Raw genomic sequence first — 18,653 nt, 5'->3', positions numbered from 1 at the left:
TTTATACCTTATCGATCTTTAGATTTTTTAAATTTATATTATAAATTGTACCGCCATTTTCTAAAAATTTTTTATTTTTTTGTTTTATAGGCTCACAAAAACGCCATGCTAAATTTATTACATTTTTTACTCCTGATTGCAGTAAAAACTCACTTGATTTTACTTCTATAGCTCGGCTAGGACTAAATTTCCCTATCTTAAGTTCATTGTCATCTATGAGATAATCTATCTTTTCTCCAAGCTCAAACTGCTCTATCATAACTATACAGCCTATACTAGCCCCATAAACTAAGAGTTTTTCTTTATCTTTTATCTGTTTAGCTAAATTCTTTACCTCTACTTTAAATTTACTCAATCTGTTTAGGAAGTCTTTGAATATATTTTGGTTTGAAAAAAAGTTATTTTCCATATCCATTATTATTTGCACGCTATTTTCCAAAGCTATTTTGGCCTCATTTTTGCATACCCATACGCGCAATGCACCCCCTTTAGCAGTAGTATTTTCGGCTCTAAATATACGCAGTCCAAACTTTTCTAAATACTTTTTTAAAGAGCTTAAACTATAGTAGTTTAGATGTTCTGGGTATATCGTATCTATAAGATTAAATCTTAATATATCGCATAAATATCCAGTTTCAAAAACAAAAACACCATCTTTATCTAACAGTTCATTTATAGACTTAGCTATAGAGTACATATCTGATATATTTGCCATAACAAAATTTGCTACTATTAGGTCTGCTTTGCCTTTTTCTAAGCTGATTTTTTTAGCTAAATCTTGATTAAAATAATCATTTATAGTAGGAATACCTTTTTGATTAGCCATTTTTGCCGCCATAGGGCTGGGATCTATACCTAGTATTTCCCATGTTTTTGTAATACCCCCCCCCATAGATGTTCTTGTTAGTTCTTCATTGATTAGTTCTAAAAGTAGTCCTTCATTGCTACCAAATTCAACTATAAATGCATGTTCTTTTTTTAATTCATTTACTAGTTTTCCGCTTAATGCTTTATAATGATTTTGTAAATCAACTGATGTGCTAGAGATATATATATAATCTTTATAAATATTACTTGTCGGATCTATTGATATTTGCACATTATTGCACTGTTTGCAATGCAGTAAATTATATTCGCATATTGTTAGTTTGGCTGCTTCTTTTTTTGTATCTTTAAAAATATCGCCTATTGGGCTAGGAGATAACTGTACAACTTCTTGCATTTTTTCTCCGCATAACCTACAAATATCTGTTTTATATGGTTTTTCTGACATATTATTCCTTAAATAATTATTTGATTTTCTCTTTTAAAAGGCCCATTTCTAATTTCTATGAAAAGCAGTTGATCGCTTATCATTTCCATTTTGTAGAATGTATTTTTTGGTATTCTTACTGTTTTATTTAATTTTTTATTTAATACAAATTCTTTATTTATACTCATATCATCATTATATAGAGTAATGCTGAAATTCCCATCCAGCGCCATATATATTGAAGATTGTTCTATAAATTTTTGGCATTTGATATCTTTTTTATAGGGATGAAAAATTAACATATATTGCAATAAATCCGTACTATCAGAAAATAGATTAAGTCTTGCTGTGGTGTTATTTTTCAAAGCATATTTTTTTAGTTCATTAATATTTTGCTCGGATATAGAGCCGCATTCACCAATAAAAAATGTTGGAGTTTTTGCATTTTTATCTGCCGTTTTTTCCGAAAGTATCAAGATCTTACCCTCTGTTTTTTTGGCTGATTATATCAAAAACTATCTTTTATAGCAATTATTTTTTATATACTCTATCCCAAAGATTGCAGCCTTTGCATAGTTCATAAGCATTTCTATTAGAGTTTAAATGATTAGATCGTATAGCACTGAATATTTCACCGCGCCAAATTTCTTCTATGCTATTTAAATTTAAATCCCCTGTTTTGTATTTGCAGTTAAAATCTACGCCGCACATTCCAACTCTTCCATCAAAATGTATAGCCATTGATGAAAAAGGCGATATGCATGCTTTTTTACCCCACTCTTTAACTTTTTCTTCATTTTCTTTTATAAGTTGATTTCCCCAGCTATGGAGCGCCATTGAATATACTTGATCGCTGCTTCTTGTATTATTTTTCCAAAATTTAATAAAATTATCTATCTCTTTCATATTTTCTTTTTGTTCTATTAGCCTAATTCTCATTGTCGTGTTAACACCTAGCTTTTCTCTTATTTTGATAAAATTTAATGTGTTTTGAAGTACTTTTTCATATTTTAATCCTATTCTTATACTTTCATAGGTCTGTTTCGTAAAACCGTCTATAGAGATCATTATTTCATCTAATCCAGAGTTCAATAGCTCTATACTTTTTTTCTGGCTTAGTAAAGATGCATTGGTTACAATTACTACTTGTTTGATACCCGCCTTTTTAAGCTCATTTATACGATGTGCAATTTTGCTATCCAAAAGAGTTTCACCATCTCTTGTAAGCGTAATTTTTTCTATCCATTTGCTGTACGGTTGTACGTTTTTAACAAATTTATTCCATAACTCGTCGCTAACCACTCTTTTAAATTTGTCCTTTTGATCGTATCCATCCCACTGAGTCACGGTACACATTTTGCATCTTGCATTACATGCATTGACTGTTTCGAACTCAAAGTATTTTGGAAATTTGATATAATCTTCAAATTTATTAAAATTAAAACGTTCTTTTATCTCTTTTTTCTTTTGTTCTAAATTATTCTCCGCCATTTATGATAAATTCTCCGCCATTTATAAATTTATTATTGCTGTTTAACATACTTAATACGAAATTTGCTATATGATTAGGTGTTGCAAATTCTTTAAATATGCTATTTTGTAGTTTTTGATTGAATGTATTTGGATCGGTTTGTTTTTTCTTATCCCATGCGCTATTTTTAAAATATACGATGCCCGGTAAAACACTAAAAAATACTATATTATCTTTAGCATAATACCTTGCGCAGGATTTCATATATGCATTTAATGCTGCTTTGCTAGCTACGTACGCCGGAGCGGCTCTACCGTTTTTAGCACTATCTGAAGAGATAAATACTACACTACCCCCCCCCTATGGAAGAATTTTGTATTTTAGGTATTAAAAGGCTATTTATATCTACTGCTATTCCTAAATTAAAATGAATGCTGTTTTTTAGTGCCTGACTAGTTAGGGGTTGATTATCTTCGTTAATTTTTCCGCCAAGATTATGAATTATGGTATTTATATCATAGTCTTTTATCTGTGCTTTTAGCTCATCTATTGCACTATTTTTCATAAGATCTAAGCTTATGCATTTTTGATTTTGCATTGTTTTTGTATCATTGTCAAAATTTCTAGCTATCGATATAACATAATAACCTCTATTTAAAAGTTCATTTGCTATAGCTCTTCCTATGCCCCTGCTGGCTCCTGTAACTATTGCTGTTTTCATTATACAAATCCTAGATGTTCTTTGTCCGCGCCTAAATACTCAAGCAAGATCTTGTTTTTTTCATTTGATACGCAGTGATGATTGCATACTTCACACGGTTTGATTTTGTAAAAACTACTTTTGTCTGCACTCCATGCCTCTTTAAAGCTTCTATTTTTTATGCTAAATAATAGTCCGCTATCAAGATTATAAGCCTTATCTTGGCATGCATATACGTTTTGATCTGCTCCTATAACCATAAGAATTTGCAGCATTGGGCACCAGTCGTAATCTTTTTTAAATTTAGTATCTAAAAGGTGGTATGAATTGTAAATTTCAAAGTTGCCGTCGGTTAAATTCATAGACTTATATATCTCTTTTTGAACATTATCAAATATTTTACTATGATATTCATTATTTTTAGCAGCATCATTTGATACTATGCAAGGACTTAATTTCACGCTTCTTACGCCTATATCTTTAAATAAGTGTAAAACATCATATATATGAGAGTAGTTTTTGTCGTCTATTATGAAAGACACTCCTAATAAACATTTCCCCCCTAACTTACTAAACTCGCTCATATTTTTAATTACTTTACTAAACTCTCCGACTTTTACATTTCTATATTTTGCATAGCTCTCATCATCAAATCCGTCTATGCTTACTCTCAACCAAGTTCCGAATTTAGAAAATAGATTTGCTATATCTCCATTTAGTTTTGAACCGTTTGTTAGGCTTGCAAATTTGATATTTGTTTTGCTTAATTTTTCTAAAGTTTCAGTCATATATCTATAAGATAGAGGCTCTCCACCTCCGCTAAAAGTTATACTTTTTACACCCATACTATCAAGATCATCTATTATTTCAAACATCTTATCTTTTGGTATATAGTCTTTAACTATCATATCTTTTCCGAGTTGAAGATTGCTAGCTTTATATGCACAGTACCAACAATCATGATTGCAAGCATTGGTAGGTTTGATTCTTACTTGAAGAGGAGGCAATATCTCATCCGTATTCAAAGAGTCAATCTTTTTTGGATAGTGGAACATTTTGTATTTTGTATATAATAAACCCATTAATTTACTCTCTTTAGGCTGCTATTATTTTTCATAATTTTATTATTAAATTCCTACTCAAAATATATAAATTCATAATCGCCATTATAGCCGAATTCTTTAAATAACCATTCCCACTCGTCTTTGCTAAAAAAGCTTTGACAAGTTAGCGCCCAGCATTCAAGATTAAAAAGTTCTTTTTCATTTCGGTAACTTTCTACTACTATAAATTTATTTTTTGCGACTAAATTTATGTTTTGTAGCGCATTTTTAAGATCGTAAATTTTAAGATTATGCAAAGTTGTCAACGAAATAGCAAGATCAAATTCTTCTTGTTTAAAAGGAAAATCATCTTTTGCATCATGGTAAAATAAACAGTCTTTTACCTCTTCTTTTGCATTTTTTAATGCGTATTTTGATATATCAAATCCGGTAATTTGTAAATTTGGAAGCAGCTTTTTTAACTCATATAATAAAAATGCTTTTCCGCATCCAACATCAAGCACTTTATCTGAATCTTTTAATCCGTAAATTTCTATTAATTTTTTAGCTACTGCTTCCCACCTACCATCGTATTTGTAGCCTCCATAGCCAAATTTTCTATCTCCATCCCAAAAATCAGCTTCAAATTCTTTAGCTTTTATCATACAATTTACTTTATCATCGCACATTCTAGGAAGATATTCTCTACTGGTTTTTTTATGTAAATTTGTGAAAATATCAAGTTCTTTCATATATTCTCCTTTATTTGCTTTTCTATAGCGCTTTTGTCCAAACCATATAATTTTCTTAAGAATTTTCTATCTCCTATGTCATGAATATAATGGTTTTTCAGTCCTATTGAATGAATTTTTTTATCTGTTTTGCTTTGCAAAAATGTAGCTAGACCTCCAAATTTAAAATGCTCTTCGACTACAAAAATATTTCTAAATTTAGATATTTGATCTATAATATTCTTATTTGCAGAGTTTATAAAAGGTGCGGTTGCAACGCTTACATTAGAGATACCCAAGCATTCATTTACTATGCTTCCGTGCGCTATTATCAGATCTTCTCCGCCGATTTGAATAAAATTTAAATCTGTTATATCTATATTATTTTTATGTATTTCTACCTCGCCAGATTTTTCTATTCTTATATAGCTTGGATTTTTTGATTTTAGAGCATTTTCAAATGCTAATTTTGCCTCAAGAGGACTAGCTGGCGAGTATATATCTAAATTCGGTAAAGATAATGCAAGAGCTATATCCTCAACGCTATAGTGCGTCATACCAGATGGAGCGTATGTTATCCCGGCTCCAGTACCTACTAAAATCACGGGCAATTCTTGATAACAAATATCGTTTCTTACTTGCTCGAAAGGACGCATTATCACAAATGGAGCTATATTATAATATACTACTTTTTTCCCGCTTAGTGCCATTCCAGCAGCCATTCCTACGCATAATGCTTCATTTATCCCGGGATTTATAAATTGATTAGGAAGCTCTTTTTGATATTCATCCCATACGCCAAGCCCAGCATCTCCGCTTATTAGAAAAAAATCTTTATTTTTGGTGGCGTATTTATAAATTTCATTTGCTAATGTATTTCTCATTTTAGCACCTTTAATGCGCTGTTTAAAATCTCATCCATAACAATGTAATAATGCCATTTTAGTTCATTTTCCATAAACTCTACGCCTTTTCCTTTGATAGTTTTGCATACTATGCAAAGCGGCTTATCTGTTTTTATGCTCATGGCCTTTTGCAAAGCTTGTACATCATGGCCATCTACTATGACGCATTCCCAGCCAAAACTCTCCCATTTTTTATCTATGGGCTCAAAACTTGTTATTTCCCTAGCTCTACCATATCCTTGAAGATTGTTATAATCTATCAAAACACAAAGATTATTTAAATTTAGTTTAGGAGCTAGCATCGCTGCTTCCCAAATGCTACCTTCTTGCGTTTCTCCATCTCCGATTAAAACATATACTTTTCGATTTTCATTTTTTATGCTCATTGCCATTCCTACTGACATAGGAAGTGCATGCCCAAGGCTTCCTGCCGAGATCTCCACATACGGGCTACTAAATCTATCTGTGTGTGCAGGTAATGTACCGTTATTTTGATAATATCCTAGTATTTCTTCATTGCTCATAAATCCTTTTGCGTTTAAAGTAGCGTAAAGAGCCATTGCCGCGTGCGCTTTTGAGAGTAAGAAAATATCTCTTTGTTCATAGTTTTCAAGTTTTAAAATTTTAAAATACAACGTATATAAAATATCAACGCAAGATAGAGCCGAGCCTATATGCGGACTTTTGGCTCTATTTGCCATTTTAAGTATATTTTTTCTTATCTCTGCTTGAGTCATAATAGTTCCTAAATAAAATTTACATGTTCATTTGGATTTTTAAGTTCCCAAAGGTATGAGTTGATAAAATCCATTCTGCAATTAACTCTGCATTGACTGATGTTAAGAGAGTTTTGAACAAAATCTATATTTTGCTTTCTTTTATCGCTCTGCCAAAGTTCACGGAAACTTTTATCATTTATGTTACCAAATTTAAACTTATCATCTCCTAAGTAGCAACTGCAAGAGTACAAATCCCCATTACTTGACACATATGCCCAAAAGTATGGTGTTGAGTAACATTTTTTATACTCATGTTTGTTAGAATCTTTTTTTTGCATAGTTTTATATCGAAAAATAATTGAAAAATTATCATTTTGCAACTCATCTAAACTATTTGCTAGCGACTCTAAATTTATGTATTGAAATGCATTATGCTCTTTTGTTATGCTAAAAAGATGTTGTGAATACGGCTTAATGACAAAATAATCAACATTTATATCTCTTAATATTTTAGCCAAGTCTAAAACATAGTCTATATTTTCTTTTAGCAGCAGTAGTTGAACTCCGATTGAGCATTTAAATTTATTTTCTTTTCTTATTTTTACGGCTTCTTTTAGATTATTTATTACTTTGTCAAAATCGCTTGCCTTAGTTTTGTGGATCATAGCATAGTTTTGCGCATTTGCACCATTTAGACTAACTTTTATCCAAGTAAAATTTTTAAGCAAAGACTTGGAAATATCAGTGTTTGTTAGTGCAAAATTTGTAGTAAGTCCAAGATCTATTCCTTGCATTTTTGCAAACTCTGCCATTAATGGCAGATCTTTATGAAGTAGTGGCTCACCTTCTCCTGCGAACATTATGCTTTTTACACCGCATTTTGCCATATCTTTAGATGTTTTTTTAAACACATCTAGACTGATTTTTATATTTTTATATCCCATATAGTCCAAACCGCAAAATGTGCATCTGTGATTGCATGCCCCGCATGGACTAAACTCAACATAGATCGGGTATATCTCTTTTTCTTTTTCCCAGTTTCCAAATGCATCTAAGAAATTAGATACTCTTTTGGGATGAAAAATTAGTTTATGTGAATCAATTCTAAATTTATCTTTCATAATATCTCCATAGCCCGCTAGGCTATAGAACTATATGAAATTTATGTGTTTTACATCGGGATTTAAAATCTCATTTAAAAACTCATTAATAGCATTTGGCCTACAGTTTGGCGGGCAATTTTTTGTGTTTATCTTATTTTCTAACAACTCTTTTACGCGCTTACGTCTAACCCCCCCCCATATCGCTTCAAAACTTTGTTCATTTATATTTCCATAAACAAACTCTTTTTTATCCCAATATGGCAAGCAACTAGCCAAATCTCCAGCTGAGTTTAACACGGTTATAAAGCTGCATCCGTAGCAGTGAGAGTAGTCTCTTTGACCGTATTTAAAAAAAGCGTTTTGCCTAAAAATCACTTTAAAATCATCACTCTCATAACTTTTAGCTTCATTTATAAGTGTTTCAAGCTGATCTGTTTCAAATTTAGAGTTATTTTTATATAGTTGATTTTCATTTTGTAACACAAACGGTTTTACGCTAATGTAATCCACGCCGCACTCTTTCATAGTTTTTACTGCATTAATAAGAGAGTTTTTATTTTCTTTTAAAAGAACGAACTGAGATCCAAGATCAACTTTCAAGTTCTGCTCTTTTCTGTAATCATTCGCAAATTTGATATTTTCTACCACTTTTTCAAAATCACTTGATTTTTTGTGCGAAGTATGAATTTTAGAGTAAGTTTGACTATCTCCGGCGTTAAATGAAAACCTTAAAAAAGTTAAATTCGGAAGCAGTTTTTTAGCCAGATCGGCTTTTAAAAGTGCTGCGTTACTAAACATTCCGCAGTCGATGCCGCACTGTTTTGCGTGAGCCACCATTTTATCTATGTCATTATGTATCAAAGGCTCGCCTTCACCTGCAAATAGCATGGATTTTAACCCGGCTTTTGCTACTTCTGTGGTAAATTTGATAAAATTATCGGTATCGAGTTTTCTATTTGGATAAGCTATATAATCATACGCACAAAACAGACATCTGTGATTGCATGATCCGCACGGACTTACTTCCATATAAATGGGCGCACAATCCCCTGTTTGTTTAAATTCTAAAACTCTATCTAAATGGTGGTGGAGCTTGTGTGCGTCGAGGCTAAATTTCATAAATTTAAAGCTCCTTTAAAATCGCTGTTTTCGAGTAAAATCCGCTCTTTTTCGTTTAATTCTCTGATATTTTTTATCTCAACAGACGTATGACCGAAATTCTGAAATCTATTTGTTTTGACTTTGATATCGCATGGATTGCAGTGTCCATAAACTATGCAAGGTCTGTAAATATCTTCAAATTTATAGTTTGGATCACTTATATCTGCTACTTCGGCTCTTTTTTCATAGAGATCTGAGTGGCAGCGATATACTAGACCTGCTGGGCTGATTAGTAATTCTGTTGTTTTGCAATCACAGTATTTATTAACATTTCCGCTTATAGCTTCTGGAAATTTATAGCTTCCGTGCCACTTTTGCCCATCAAATCCAAGATACTCTTTAACTCTAAAATCAATTCCTAAATCTTTGCATTTTTTCATTACTTCTTCTATATGAGATTTATTCTGAGGGGTTAAAACAGAGTAAATTCCTACGTAAAATCCTGCATCTTTCATCTTATCATGTTTTTTTATAAGCGTATTTATGTCATTTTGATTTGGGTGATAGCTTACTCTTATGGCTGCATATTTCGCATCGCGTGTAAATTTTGAAGGATTTATACGTCTTATAAACTCATCCTCGTCAAACATAAAGTTTGTAAGCAGATCTAGTTTAAATTTATCGTCTATACCATTTACAAGTTCGTAAAAGTACGGATACAAAGTTGGTTCGCCGCCTTGAAGAGTAAGTGGTAAATCATCACTTTTTATATCTAAGCGGTTTATGAAATTTAGCCAAATATCTGGTTTTATAACGCCCCTAACAACACTTTTTCTACTAGCTCCGTTTTCATTTAAATTTATACAATACGGACATTTTAAGTTGCAAGACAGCGTTAAAAACAGAGCTATGTAATTATAATGATCTGGTATGGTTATTTTTTGCATATTATATTCTCAAAATCCTTAAGTATATTTTTACTAGTAATCTCTTTACAAGCATTTAGATAAACCGAGTTGAACTTTTTTAACTGAGCTCTTACTTTTTGGTTTTTTATTAGCATAGTTGCTTTTTTTATGTATTCATTTGTATTAAACGCCGTAAAATATCCATATATATGGTCGTTTTCATTTATGAGACAAATATCTTTATTTTGTAATATCCAAGTGCATATTTCATAATCCCTCTCATACCAAGCGTTTTCTTTGAAAAACGGCTTATATATGAAAAATTTACCATCATACCCTATTATTTTTCCATCTTCTATACGCACTCTAACATCATATGCCGATTTATCGCCTATTATAGATTTTGCTTTTAAAATGCTATCTTTTATCGGTTTATCATTTAAAATTATATAGTACGGATCAGAGATAAACTCATCATAGCCTTCGGTCTGTTTATCAAAATCCTCTATGTTTTCTATATAAACTAGCAGCTTTGAGCTGTCGTATTTGATTTGTTTAATGTTTTCATCATCTATATCAAAGATTTGCGGCTCATAATATCCTAATATAGCACCGCCTTTTGACATATACTCATTTGCGCTTTCGCCTTGAACGTGGGGTGGAAATGTATTTAGCCAAAGATCTATTATGTGACCATAAATATGCGGATTTATCATCCCTGTAAAGTAAAATCTATCTAAAACTCCAAATTCATCTAATTTTGCTTTTATTCGATTGATATTTCCGCCGTCTCCACAAGCTAAATATATAGCTTTTGGATTTTGTTTTAAAATTTCACTTATTGAGTGAAGATAACGATCATCGTCTATCTTTACTAGTCTGCTAATTACGCCTAAAATGAAAGCATCTTTTGGATATTTGCTTCGTTCATTTATGATCAATTGCTGGTCGATAGGGGGATTGTAGAATTTATTATCCATAGGCACGCTTATAATTTTATATTCGCTAGTAGGCTGAAAGTGACTGACTTTTAAATCGATCGATTTGATATCGTATTCTGTATTTCCATGTGACCAGTATATCTGCTTTTTAGCAGATCTTGTTACAAATAAAAACTCAGCTAGAGGATTGCTCCCGGTAAAATCTATCAAAATATCTATTTCGTCTCTTATTATTTTATCTCTAATCAAAAGTGATTTTTCTAAATATGAATAGTAAAATCCTTGAGCTCTAAACTGTTCAAAAGAAGGAGCTTCGACTTTCACCCCTAAATTCAAAAGTTCTTGAACCGTATAATCATCGTCTAAAGCTTTTTCGGTCGTCGAAAACGAGTATATATAAATTTGATATTTTTTTCTAAAATCATCATTTTGCATAAGTGCTTTTATAAGTGAATATTCAACTTTATACGGTGAGTTTGCAACTATACGATCTTTTAAAAATCCTATGCGTTTTTTAGTATGTCTTTTTGTATGGTACGTCGGTATATTTACATGATTTAAAAATCTTTGATACATAGATTCAAGAGGAACTATGATATCATTTTGTATGTTTCCGCCGCCTTGATTGGTATTTGAATAAAAATGTATCATACTAAGTGTTATGTGCATAGCTTTTTCATATTTATCGTTTTGGACAAAATAGTTGAAAATTTTTAGCATAAGATCATATATTTTTATAATTTGTCTATTTACAAATACGTTTGTAAATTTCCAAAATATTATGAGATTATTATTTAAAATATTTCTTTGCTGAGCATTATCAAGCTTTAGATAGTAATCGGGATCAAAAAGCTTTTTGCATACGTCATAATACAACTCAAAACTAATATCTTTGCAGTATTTTTCAAAAAACTCAAGATAGTTGGCTAAATTTGGAATCTCAGAGCAATTAAGCAATGCAAAGTTCAGTATATAGTATTCCATAGCCTCTTTTGTCTTAGAGTTTAGTATCAAACAAGTTGTTTTTAAATGCACCAATAGAAGTTTTTGATTTATGTCATCACAAGAATCAAGGTAGTTGTCGGCTGTTTTTATATAGTTTTCAAACTCTTTTTTATCTTCTAAATTTAAGTCTTTAAAAACTTTTATAAGCCAAAGATACTCTTTTGGAGGCAGATCGTTTTTATTTAAAACAAAGTCGTAAAATGCGTTTCTAAGTTCCAAAAGCTCATCACGGCTCAACTTTGGTATATCTCCAGAAGCTATTTTTTTGACTAAAATATCTATATCAATCTTACTTTTGAACAAAGTTATCCTCAATGATTATTAATTTAAAGTAAAAGCCCTAAATTAGGGCTAAATTTTGTAATAGCGGCTTACATCGACCCTTGAGGTTTCATCATGGGTGCTAGTTTTTTGACCTCGACGTCTTTTAGGTCTATTTTACTAGAGTCGCTAAACTCAAGAGTTAAATCGACTTTATCTGTGATTTCTAAAGGTTTATTTATATCAATTAGCATTATATGAAGTCCGCCTGGTTTTAATTCAACGCTGCTGTTTGCAGGGATATCTATTTTTGGAATTCTAACCATTTTTTTCATTCCGTTTTCATTTAAATGAGTATGAATTTCGAAAACCTTACTCGCATTGCTGTTTCCAGATACTAAAGATACATCTTTGTTTGTGTTATTTTTGATAACCATAAATGCGGCGCTGGTTTTAGCATTTGGAGGTGTAGCCTTTACGAAAGGAGACTCTATATCGATGTTTGCAGCTAAACATAGCGAACTTAGTAAAGCGCATGAAAGAGTAAATTTAAACACTGTAAATCCTTTATGGTTTAATGTAACAAAGATTGTATAGCAATTTTGATAAAAGATAACTGAAAATTTAAAAATCTTAGGCTATAATAACGCCTTAAAAATACTAAAAATTAAGGGTCAAAACATTGAAAAAGTTTCTAATTTTTGTTTTGTGTTTTTTGAGTTTTTTATATTCAAAAGACCTCGAAAAAATCTATTTAGAAAGTGGTATCGAAGCGGTACAAAAAGCTATAGAGGCAAATTTGCAAAGTAAAGATTATTGGCAAAAACATTTAAGCCAAATGGACTTAAAGTATGGCTATTACGATAGTGATATATTTATCGTAGTTGTGGATAAAAAGGCGAAAAACTTCTATTTAAACGAGTATAAAGATGGAAAGTTGGACTCTAAAGCAGATCATAAAGTTTTAACTGGTCTCATGGGCGATAAGCTTTTAGAAGGAGATCTAAAAACTCCGGTTGGAGTATATGAGATAACAAGGCGTTTTGTGCCTGAAGATACTTATTATGGACCAGTTGCGTTCAATCTTTCATATCCAAATCTTTTTGATAAGCTACGAGATAGAACTGGCGGGGGTATCTGGATACATGGATTTCCTCTAAATGGAAATATTAGAGAAGACGTATATAAAACAAAAGGCTGTGTTGTAATGCCAAATGACTTGCTGTTAAATTTAGAAAGCATTTTAAAGGATAATGGCGGTATGGTTTTGATAAATGAAAGCGGTATTTTAGAAGCTAAAAATGAAGATATAGCTCTTATATTTGCAGAATTATTTAAATGGAAAGAGGCTTGGACAAATAGTGATATCGATAGATATCTTAATTTTTATGATAAGAAATTTAAAAGATACGACGGAGTAGGTTTTGATAAATTTAAAGAGATGAAAAAAATATTTTTTCTAGAAAAGAGAACAAATTTATACAATTTACTAAATTTAGTATAACTCCGTATCCTACGATCGATGATGAGAATATTTTTAGAGTTAGTTTTATGGAGAAATATCGTGCTTCGGCTTATAAATTTGATGGTATTAAAACTCTTTATGTTAAACTAGATGGCGGCAAGATGAAAATCTTAGTAGAGCAATAATAAGGAAAAATTATGCAAAATACAGACGTTACGGAAGAAGAAAAAGAGTTTATAAAATCTCAGATTGAAGAGCTTTTAAAGGCCAGAGACGGTTTTTTTGAAGTTTTAGATGCAAACGTACCGAAAAAAGGAAATACAAACGTTTTTGATTTTGACGCTTGCAAAGATAAGAGTTTAAAAGAGCTTTATGCTAAGTTCTACTCATATGACTACTCTATAAGAAAAATACTTCCTTATATTTATAAAAGATTTGGCGTAAATTTCAGTGTCTAAGATAGTTTTGAGCAAAACAGCTTATATCCATAATTTAACCCAAATTTCAAGTAAAATAGGATCAAAAGATCGAATTATAGCGGTTTTAAAAGATGATGCTTATGGGCACGGAGCTGTTTTGATGGCAGGTATAGCAAGTGGTTTTGGTATAAAATGGGCTTGCGTAAAAAGCATAGACGAAGCTATAGAAATATCCCCCTTTTTTAAAAATATTATTATTTTATCTCATATACCAAACGGTAAGGAGAATGACGAGTTTATTTATGCTATAAATGATCTTAGCGGTTTAGATGTTATAAAAAGCGGAATTAGCGTTCATCTTGCTATTGACACTATGATGCACAGAAACGGTATTGGCATCGACGAGATTGAAACTGCTTTTAATATAGCAAAAAACCGTTCTATAAGAATATGCGGCGCTTATACTCATTTTAGAAGTAGCGACGAGATAAGCGGAGATTACTACGTACAAAAAGCTAATTTTTTAAAAGCTAAGATCAAACTTAAATCATTATTTAAAAAAAATGGCGTTGATAAACCTATGTTTCATTCGCATAATTCAGCCGCCATCGAAAGAACAAACGGTTTTGACGATGAGTTTGTACGCGCCGGTATAGTTCAGTTTGGTTATTCACAGTTTGATGAGAGTTTAAATTTAAAAAAAGTTTTGAGTCTCTGGGCGGATAGAATCAGCAAAAGAGTATTAAAAGCAGGTCAAAGCGTAGGCTATGGCGGAGCTTTCACGGCTAAAAAAGATATAAATATCGCAACGTATGATTTAGGATACGGAGATGGACTTTTAAGATATAACGGTAAAGGCGATCTGCGCTTAGCAAACGGTGAAAAAATACTTGGCAAAATGTCTATGGATAGCTTTAGTTGCGCTGATTCGGGTGATCAGATATGTGTTTTTGATGATGCTAGAGTATGGGCTAAGTTTTTCGATACGATAAGTTATGATATTTTAGTTAAGTTAAGTTCAAAGATTAAGAGAGTTGTTGTTTGATTTTTGAACTTAACTATTAAAATATCTGTAAGCCGCGCTTTGTGAGCGTTCTTTTAAATTTAAAAGCCTATCTATTCTCTGTTTTGTAGATGGATGTGTACGGAATAAATTTGAAATACCGCTTTTTACGGAACTAAATGGATTTATGATAAACATATGCGCTGTTTGTTCATCCGCGTTTTTTAATACGCTTTTTGAGGCGTAACCTTCTAGTTTTGAAAGAGCGTTGACAAGATAAATAGGGTCTGTTAAATTAGCTGAAAATCTATCTGCTTCAAATTCTCTTGAGCGAGATATGCTCATTTGTATTATTGTAGCGGCTAATGGCATAATTATGGCTAAAATTATTACTATAACAATATTTGCTTTATTTTCGTTTTTATTTAGTCCGACTCCGAAATGAGCAAAATTTGCTAAAATTGCTATAGCTCCGGCAAAAATAGCTACTATAGATCCAGTAAGTATATCATAATGTCTTATATGACCTAGTTCATGAGCGATTACCGCTTTTATCTCATTTTCATCAAGTAAATTTAAAAGTCCGTTTGTTAAAGCTACCGCCGAGTTATGCGGGTTTCTGCCAGTAGCAAACGCATTTGGAGTATTATCCGATATAATATATATTTTTGGTATAGGAATATTTGCTTTTTTACATAACTCACTTACTATCTTATAAAGCGTGTTTGAGGGCTCTACAAGCTGAGCGTTATAATGTTTTAATATAAGTTTATCACTATAAAAATAGCTAAAAAAATTAAGACCTAAGGCTATTAGAAATGCTATGATCATTCCATTCAAACCACCTATATATCCTCCCACGCTTATAAATAGCAACATTAAAATAACCATTAAACTAACAGTTTTTAAAAGCTCCATCAAAATCCTCTTATTACACTTTTATATATGCTAGCGTCTATTCTAGCGTCTATAGCAGCTTCTAACTCAAAGTCGTCACATATCAAAACTGCTATTTTAGAATCAAATATATAGTCATTTGCTAGTGCTTGTAATTGTCTTGCAAAATTCAAATTATCGCAAACTATAAATTTAACTCCGTTGGCGTTGGCAAAAATAGCCTCTTTTTTTGATTTTACCCTTAAAAAATCCGGCTTTTTTTGCAAACTGTAACCGCTAAAATCCTCTAAAACAACCTCATCATAAGGTACGAACTCACTGCCAAAAACTATCATTTTAGACACTCCTTGCAAATATATTTTCCATTTCTTAACATGGTTTCATTTATACTTACAAATGTATTGCACTTATCGCATTCAACGAAGTTTTCGCTACTGTTTGAAGTTTTATTTTTTCTAAATTTAGGAAGTATAAAAAAGTATATCGCGGCTATAATAAGAGCAAATATTATGATTTTTCCTAGCATTTTACACCTTTTAAAAATAGATAATTTCTTTTTCCGGAGCTTATTATACTATTTTTGCATTTTAAATTTGAGATTTCTTCTTTAGCTCCGTCTCCTTTATATAATAAAAATGTTGTATTTTCGTCGTAAAATCCCCTGCAAATTTCTATAAGAAATAGAGTTTTACTAAGTGCTCTTGAAGTTATAAGATCAGCTTTTATTTTTTGACAAGACTCTATTTTGGAGGGATGAACGGTTATGTTTTTTAAATTTAAAGCTGCGCCTACGTATGATAAAAAGCTTGATTTTTTCGCGATCGGCTCATAGAGATGAAATTCGCTGGAATTTAAAATCAAACTTAAAAAAATAGCCGGAAATCCGGCTCCACTACCTACGTCAATTACAATTTTTGGATTAAAATCCAAAAACTCGAGAGGTTTTATACTATCTTCTACGACAGGTTTTATATCGCGGTAATTTGTAAGACTATGTATTTTATTAAATTGTTTTAAAATAATTTCAAATTCGCTTACTTTATTCCAAAAATTATCTGGTAAATTCATCTAACATATGCCCCATCTGCTCTTTTTTCACCTTTAAATAATCTTTATTAAATTCATTAGATTCTATCTCTATGGGAATTCTTTTTTCTATATTTACGCAAGTAAGACTAGCTAGTTTTAGAGGATTATTGGTGAGTAAATTTATACTTTTTATACCAAAATCTTTTAGTATAAAATCTACTATTTCGTACGTTCTTTCATCGGCTTTAAAGCCTAATTGATGATTTGCTTCTATTGTATCAAGTCCATTATCTTGCAAAGCGTAAGCATTTATTTTATTTAAAAGCCCTATATTTCTACCTTCTTGACGTAGATAAATTACCATTCCTCCGTGTTTGTTTATATATTTTAAACTAGCTTCTAGTTGGTCGCGGCAGTCGCATTTTAAACTTCCTATAGCGTCTCCGGTTAAGCATTCTGAGTGAATTCTGACATTTACTGTCTTTGTTACGTCTAAATTCGGAGAAAATATAGTCAAATGCTCTTTGCAGCAGCCTTCTTTGTATGATTTTATTTGAAATTTGCCAAATCTGCTAGGTAGGTTTGCGATATTTGATTTTATTATTTCCATAATTGTTTTCCTTTGGAGTAAAGTTTATCAAAAATCTTTAAATTTTAAAGAAATAGATATATTTTTAATTAACTTAAATTTAGATATAATTGCTCAAAATAAGGAGTTAATATGTTTAAAAGATATAGAAGACTTAGGATAAATCCGGCTATTCGTGATATGGTAAGAGAAAATAAATTAAATATAGAAGATTTTATATATCCACTTTTTGTAGTTGAGGGAAGCGGTGTAAAAAAAGAGATAAGCTCGATGCCAGGCGTATTTCAGCTAAGTATTGATGAAATTTTAAAAGAGTGTGAAGAAGTCGTAAACTTAGGTATCAAATCCATACTTTTGTTCGGCATTCCAAATTTAAAAGATAGTATAGGTAGTGACGCGCTTGATGAAAATGGACTTATAGCAAGATCTTTAAGAGCTATAAAAGCTAAATTTCCGAATTTAGTTATTGTGACTGATCTTTGCTTTTGCGAATATACGGATCACGGACATTGTGGTATACTTGATCATGTTCATGAAACAGTCGATAATGACGCTACGCTTGAGATCTCCGCTAGACAAGCTTTAGTTCATGCAAGAGCAGGTGCAGATATGATAGCTCCAAGCGGTATGATGGACGGCATCATAGAAACTTTAAGAAACGCGCTTGATGAAAATGGATACGAAAATCTTCCGATTATGGCGTATTCGACTAAATTTGCTTCTGCGTATTACGGACCGTTTCGCGACGTAGCCCAGAGTTCGCCAAGCTTTGGAGATAGAAGAAGTTACCAAATGGATTGTGCAAACCGCTTTGAAGCCATAAACGAAAGTCTTGAAGATGAAGCACAAGGTGCAGATATTTTGATGGTAAAACCGGCTTTGGCTTATCTTGATATCATTAGAGATATAAAAGAAAGAACTCTTCTTCCTCTTTGCGTTTATAATGTAAGTGGTGAGTACGCTATGTTAAAAGCATCCGCAAAAGCTGGAGTAATAGACTATGAAAGAGTTATGATAGAAACTATGATGAGCTTTAAAAGAGCCGGTGCGGATTTGATCATTAGCTATCACGCAAAAGAGGTAGCAGAGTTTTTAAAAAGAGAAAAATAAG

22 protein-coding genes and 1 pseudogene are annotated in these 18,653 nt (G+C 31.6%); 4 read left to right on the top strand and 19 right to left on the bottom strand.

The genetic code is table 11. From position 1 onward, the window contains the following. Window position 1 precedes the first annotated feature (1 nt). The 14 genes from DQN38_RS07815 to DQN38_RS07750 form a co-directional block, all read right to left on the bottom strand. The gene (locus DQN38_RS07815) at window positions 2-1,273 is read right to left on the bottom strand and encodes a class I SAM-dependent methyltransferase (protein ID WP_111738236.1); all 1,272 of its coding nucleotides are present in this window, start codon (window positions 1,271-1,273) and stop codon (window positions 2-4) included. 8 nt (window positions 1,274-1,281) lie between these two features. Continuing rightward, the gene (locus DQN38_RS07810) at window positions 1,282-1,728 is read right to left on the bottom strand and encodes a WbuC family cupin fold metalloprotein (RefSeq protein ID WP_065843961.1); all 447 of its coding nucleotides are present in this window, start codon (window positions 1,726-1,728) and stop codon (window positions 1,282-1,284) included. A 55-nt stretch (window positions 1,729-1,783) separates the two neighbouring features. Continuing rightward, window positions 1,784-2,743, bottom strand: a complete 960-nt coding sequence (locus DQN38_RS07805) for a radical SAM/SPASM domain-containing protein (protein WP_002850644.1) — start codon at window positions 2,741-2,743, stop codon at window positions 1,784-1,786. After that, complete coding sequence (locus tag DQN38_RS09165) at window positions 2,730-3,062, bottom strand: SDR family oxidoreductase (protein ID WP_080582783.1); 333 nt, start codon at window positions 3,060-3,062, stop codon at window positions 2,730-2,732. Before DQN38_RS09165 ends, DQN38_RS07805 begins: the two co-directional genes overlap by 14 nt. Before the next feature lie 10 nt (window positions 3,063-3,072). Next, the gene (locus DQN38_RS09160; protein ID WP_050981968.1) at window positions 3,073-3,444 is read right to left on the bottom strand and encodes an SDR family NAD(P)-dependent oxidoreductase; all 372 of its coding nucleotides are present in this window, start codon (window positions 3,442-3,444) and stop codon (window positions 3,073-3,075) included. Further along, window positions 3,444-4,505: a radical SAM/SPASM domain-containing protein gene (locus DQN38_RS07790; RefSeq protein ID WP_024305316.1), complete on the bottom strand. Its 1,062-nt coding sequence runs from the start codon at window positions 4,503-4,505 to the stop codon at window positions 3,444-3,446. The genes DQN38_RS09160 and DQN38_RS07790 overlap by 1 nt, the downstream gene beginning before the upstream one ends. A gap of 53 nt (window positions 4,506-4,558) precedes the next feature. Further along, complete coding sequence (locus DQN38_RS07785) at window positions 4,559-5,218, bottom strand: class I SAM-dependent methyltransferase (protein WP_011732257.1); 660 nt, start codon at window positions 5,216-5,218, stop codon at window positions 4,559-4,561. After that, complete coding sequence (locus tag DQN38_RS07780; RefSeq protein WP_065843960.1) at window positions 5,215-6,081, bottom strand: transketolase family protein; 867 nt, start codon at window positions 6,079-6,081, stop codon at window positions 5,215-5,217. Before DQN38_RS07780 ends, DQN38_RS07785 begins: the two co-directional genes overlap by 4 nt. After that, window positions 6,078-6,839 (bottom strand): transketolase, encoded by a 762-nt coding sequence (locus DQN38_RS07775; RefSeq protein WP_065843959.1) that lies wholly within the window; start codon window positions 6,837-6,839, stop codon window positions 6,078-6,080. The genes DQN38_RS07780 and DQN38_RS07775 overlap by 4 nt, the downstream gene beginning before the upstream one ends. Window positions 6,840-6,847: 8 nt before the next feature. Next, window positions 6,848-7,942, bottom strand: coding sequence for a radical SAM/SPASM domain-containing protein (locus DQN38_RS07770; RefSeq protein WP_024305318.1), 1,095 nt, complete (start codon window positions 7,940-7,942; stop codon window positions 6,848-6,850). 30 nt (window positions 7,943-7,972) lie between these two features. After that, complete coding sequence (locus tag DQN38_RS07765) at window positions 7,973-9,043, bottom strand: radical SAM protein (protein ID WP_025370394.1); 1,071 nt, start codon at window positions 9,041-9,043, stop codon at window positions 7,973-7,975. Beyond that, entirely contained in the window at window positions 9,040-9,972 is a 933-nt protein-coding gene (locus DQN38_RS07760) for a radical SAM protein (protein WP_002850638.1), read from the bottom strand. The genes DQN38_RS07765 and DQN38_RS07760 overlap by 4 nt, the downstream gene beginning before the upstream one ends. Further along, complete coding sequence (locus DQN38_RS07755; RefSeq protein ID WP_011732252.1) at window positions 9,960-12,182, bottom strand: tetratricopeptide repeat protein; 2,223 nt, start codon at window positions 12,180-12,182, stop codon at window positions 9,960-9,962. Before DQN38_RS07755 ends, DQN38_RS07760 begins: the two co-directional genes overlap by 13 nt. A gap of 68 nt (window positions 12,183-12,250) precedes the next feature. After that, window positions 12,251-12,697 (bottom strand): copper chaperone PCu(A)C, encoded by a 447-nt coding sequence (locus tag DQN38_RS07750; RefSeq protein WP_002850636.1) that lies wholly within the window; start codon window positions 12,695-12,697, stop codon window positions 12,251-12,253. A gap of 281 nt (window positions 12,698-12,978) precedes the next feature. Here DQN38_RS07750 and DQN38_RS07745 point away from each other — a divergent pair. The 3 genes and pseudogenes from DQN38_RS07745 to DQN38_RS07735 all read left to right on the top strand — a co-directional run bounded on the left by DQN38_RS07745 (window position 12,979) and on the right by DQN38_RS07735 (window position 15,069). After that, window positions 12,979-13,790, top strand: a pseudogene (locus tag DQN38_RS07745) (L,D-transpeptidase family protein). A 12-nt stretch (window positions 13,791-13,802) separates the two neighbouring features. Beyond that, the gene (gene cmeU, locus DQN38_RS07740) at window positions 13,803-14,063 is read left to right on the top strand and encodes a CmeU family protein (RefSeq protein WP_002850634.1); all 261 of its coding nucleotides are present in this window, start codon (window positions 13,803-13,805) and stop codon (window positions 14,061-14,063) included. Continuing rightward, on the top strand, window positions 14,056-15,069 hold the full coding sequence (locus DQN38_RS07735; protein WP_065844180.1) for an alanine racemase: 1,014 nt from the start codon (window positions 14,056-14,058) through the stop codon (window positions 15,067-15,069). The genes cmeU and DQN38_RS07735 overlap by 8 nt, the downstream gene beginning before the upstream one ends. A gap of 9 nt (window positions 15,070-15,078) precedes the next feature. On the opposite strand, the gene htpX is transcribed toward DQN38_RS07735, so the two are convergent. From htpX to ribA, 5 genes are read right to left on the bottom strand one after another with little or no spacing between them, the layout of a single operon-like run. Next, entirely contained in the window at window positions 15,079-15,945 is an 867-nt protein-coding gene (gene htpX, locus DQN38_RS07730) for a zinc metalloprotease HtpX (RefSeq protein ID WP_065844179.1), read from the bottom strand. Continuing rightward, window positions 15,945-16,259 carry a hypothetical protein gene (locus DQN38_RS07725; protein ID WP_002850622.1) on the bottom strand — a complete coding sequence of 105 codons (315 nt, stop codon included), beginning with the start codon at window positions 16,257-16,259 and terminating at the stop codon, window positions 15,945-15,947. The genes htpX and DQN38_RS07725 overlap by 1 nt, the downstream gene beginning before the upstream one ends. Next, entirely contained in the window at window positions 16,256-16,450 is a 195-nt protein-coding gene (locus tag DQN38_RS07720) for a PP0621 family protein (RefSeq protein WP_065844178.1), read from the bottom strand. Before DQN38_RS07720 ends, DQN38_RS07725 begins: the two co-directional genes overlap by 4 nt. After that, window positions 16,444-16,992, bottom strand: coding sequence for a 16S rRNA (guanine(527)-N(7))-methyltransferase RsmG (rsmG, locus tag DQN38_RS07715; RefSeq protein ID WP_065844177.1), 549 nt, complete (start codon window positions 16,990-16,992; stop codon window positions 16,444-16,446). The genes DQN38_RS07720 and rsmG overlap by 7 nt, the downstream gene beginning before the upstream one ends. Then, window positions 16,976-17,563 carry a GTP cyclohydrolase II gene (gene ribA / locus DQN38_RS07710; RefSeq protein ID WP_065844176.1) on the bottom strand — a complete coding sequence of 196 codons (588 nt, stop codon included), beginning with the start codon at window positions 17,561-17,563 and terminating at the stop codon, window positions 16,976-16,978. Before ribA ends, rsmG begins: the two co-directional genes overlap by 17 nt. A gap of 111 nt (window positions 17,564-17,674) precedes the next feature. Here ribA and hemB point away from each other — a divergent pair, with 111 nt between their 5' ends. Further along, window positions 17,675-18,652 carry a porphobilinogen synthase gene (gene hemB / locus DQN38_RS07705; protein ID WP_111738235.1) on the top strand — a complete coding sequence of 326 codons (978 nt, stop codon included), beginning with the start codon at window positions 17,675-17,677 and terminating at the stop codon, window positions 18,650-18,652. Window position 18,653: the final 1 nt, after the last annotated feature.

It is taken from the genome of Campylobacter fetus subsp. fetus, assembly GCF_900475935.1.
Classification (GTDB): domain Bacteria; phylum Campylobacterota; class Campylobacteria; order Campylobacterales; family Campylobacteraceae; genus Campylobacter; species Campylobacter fetus.
This window is presented reverse-complemented; position numbering and strand designations above follow the sequence as displayed.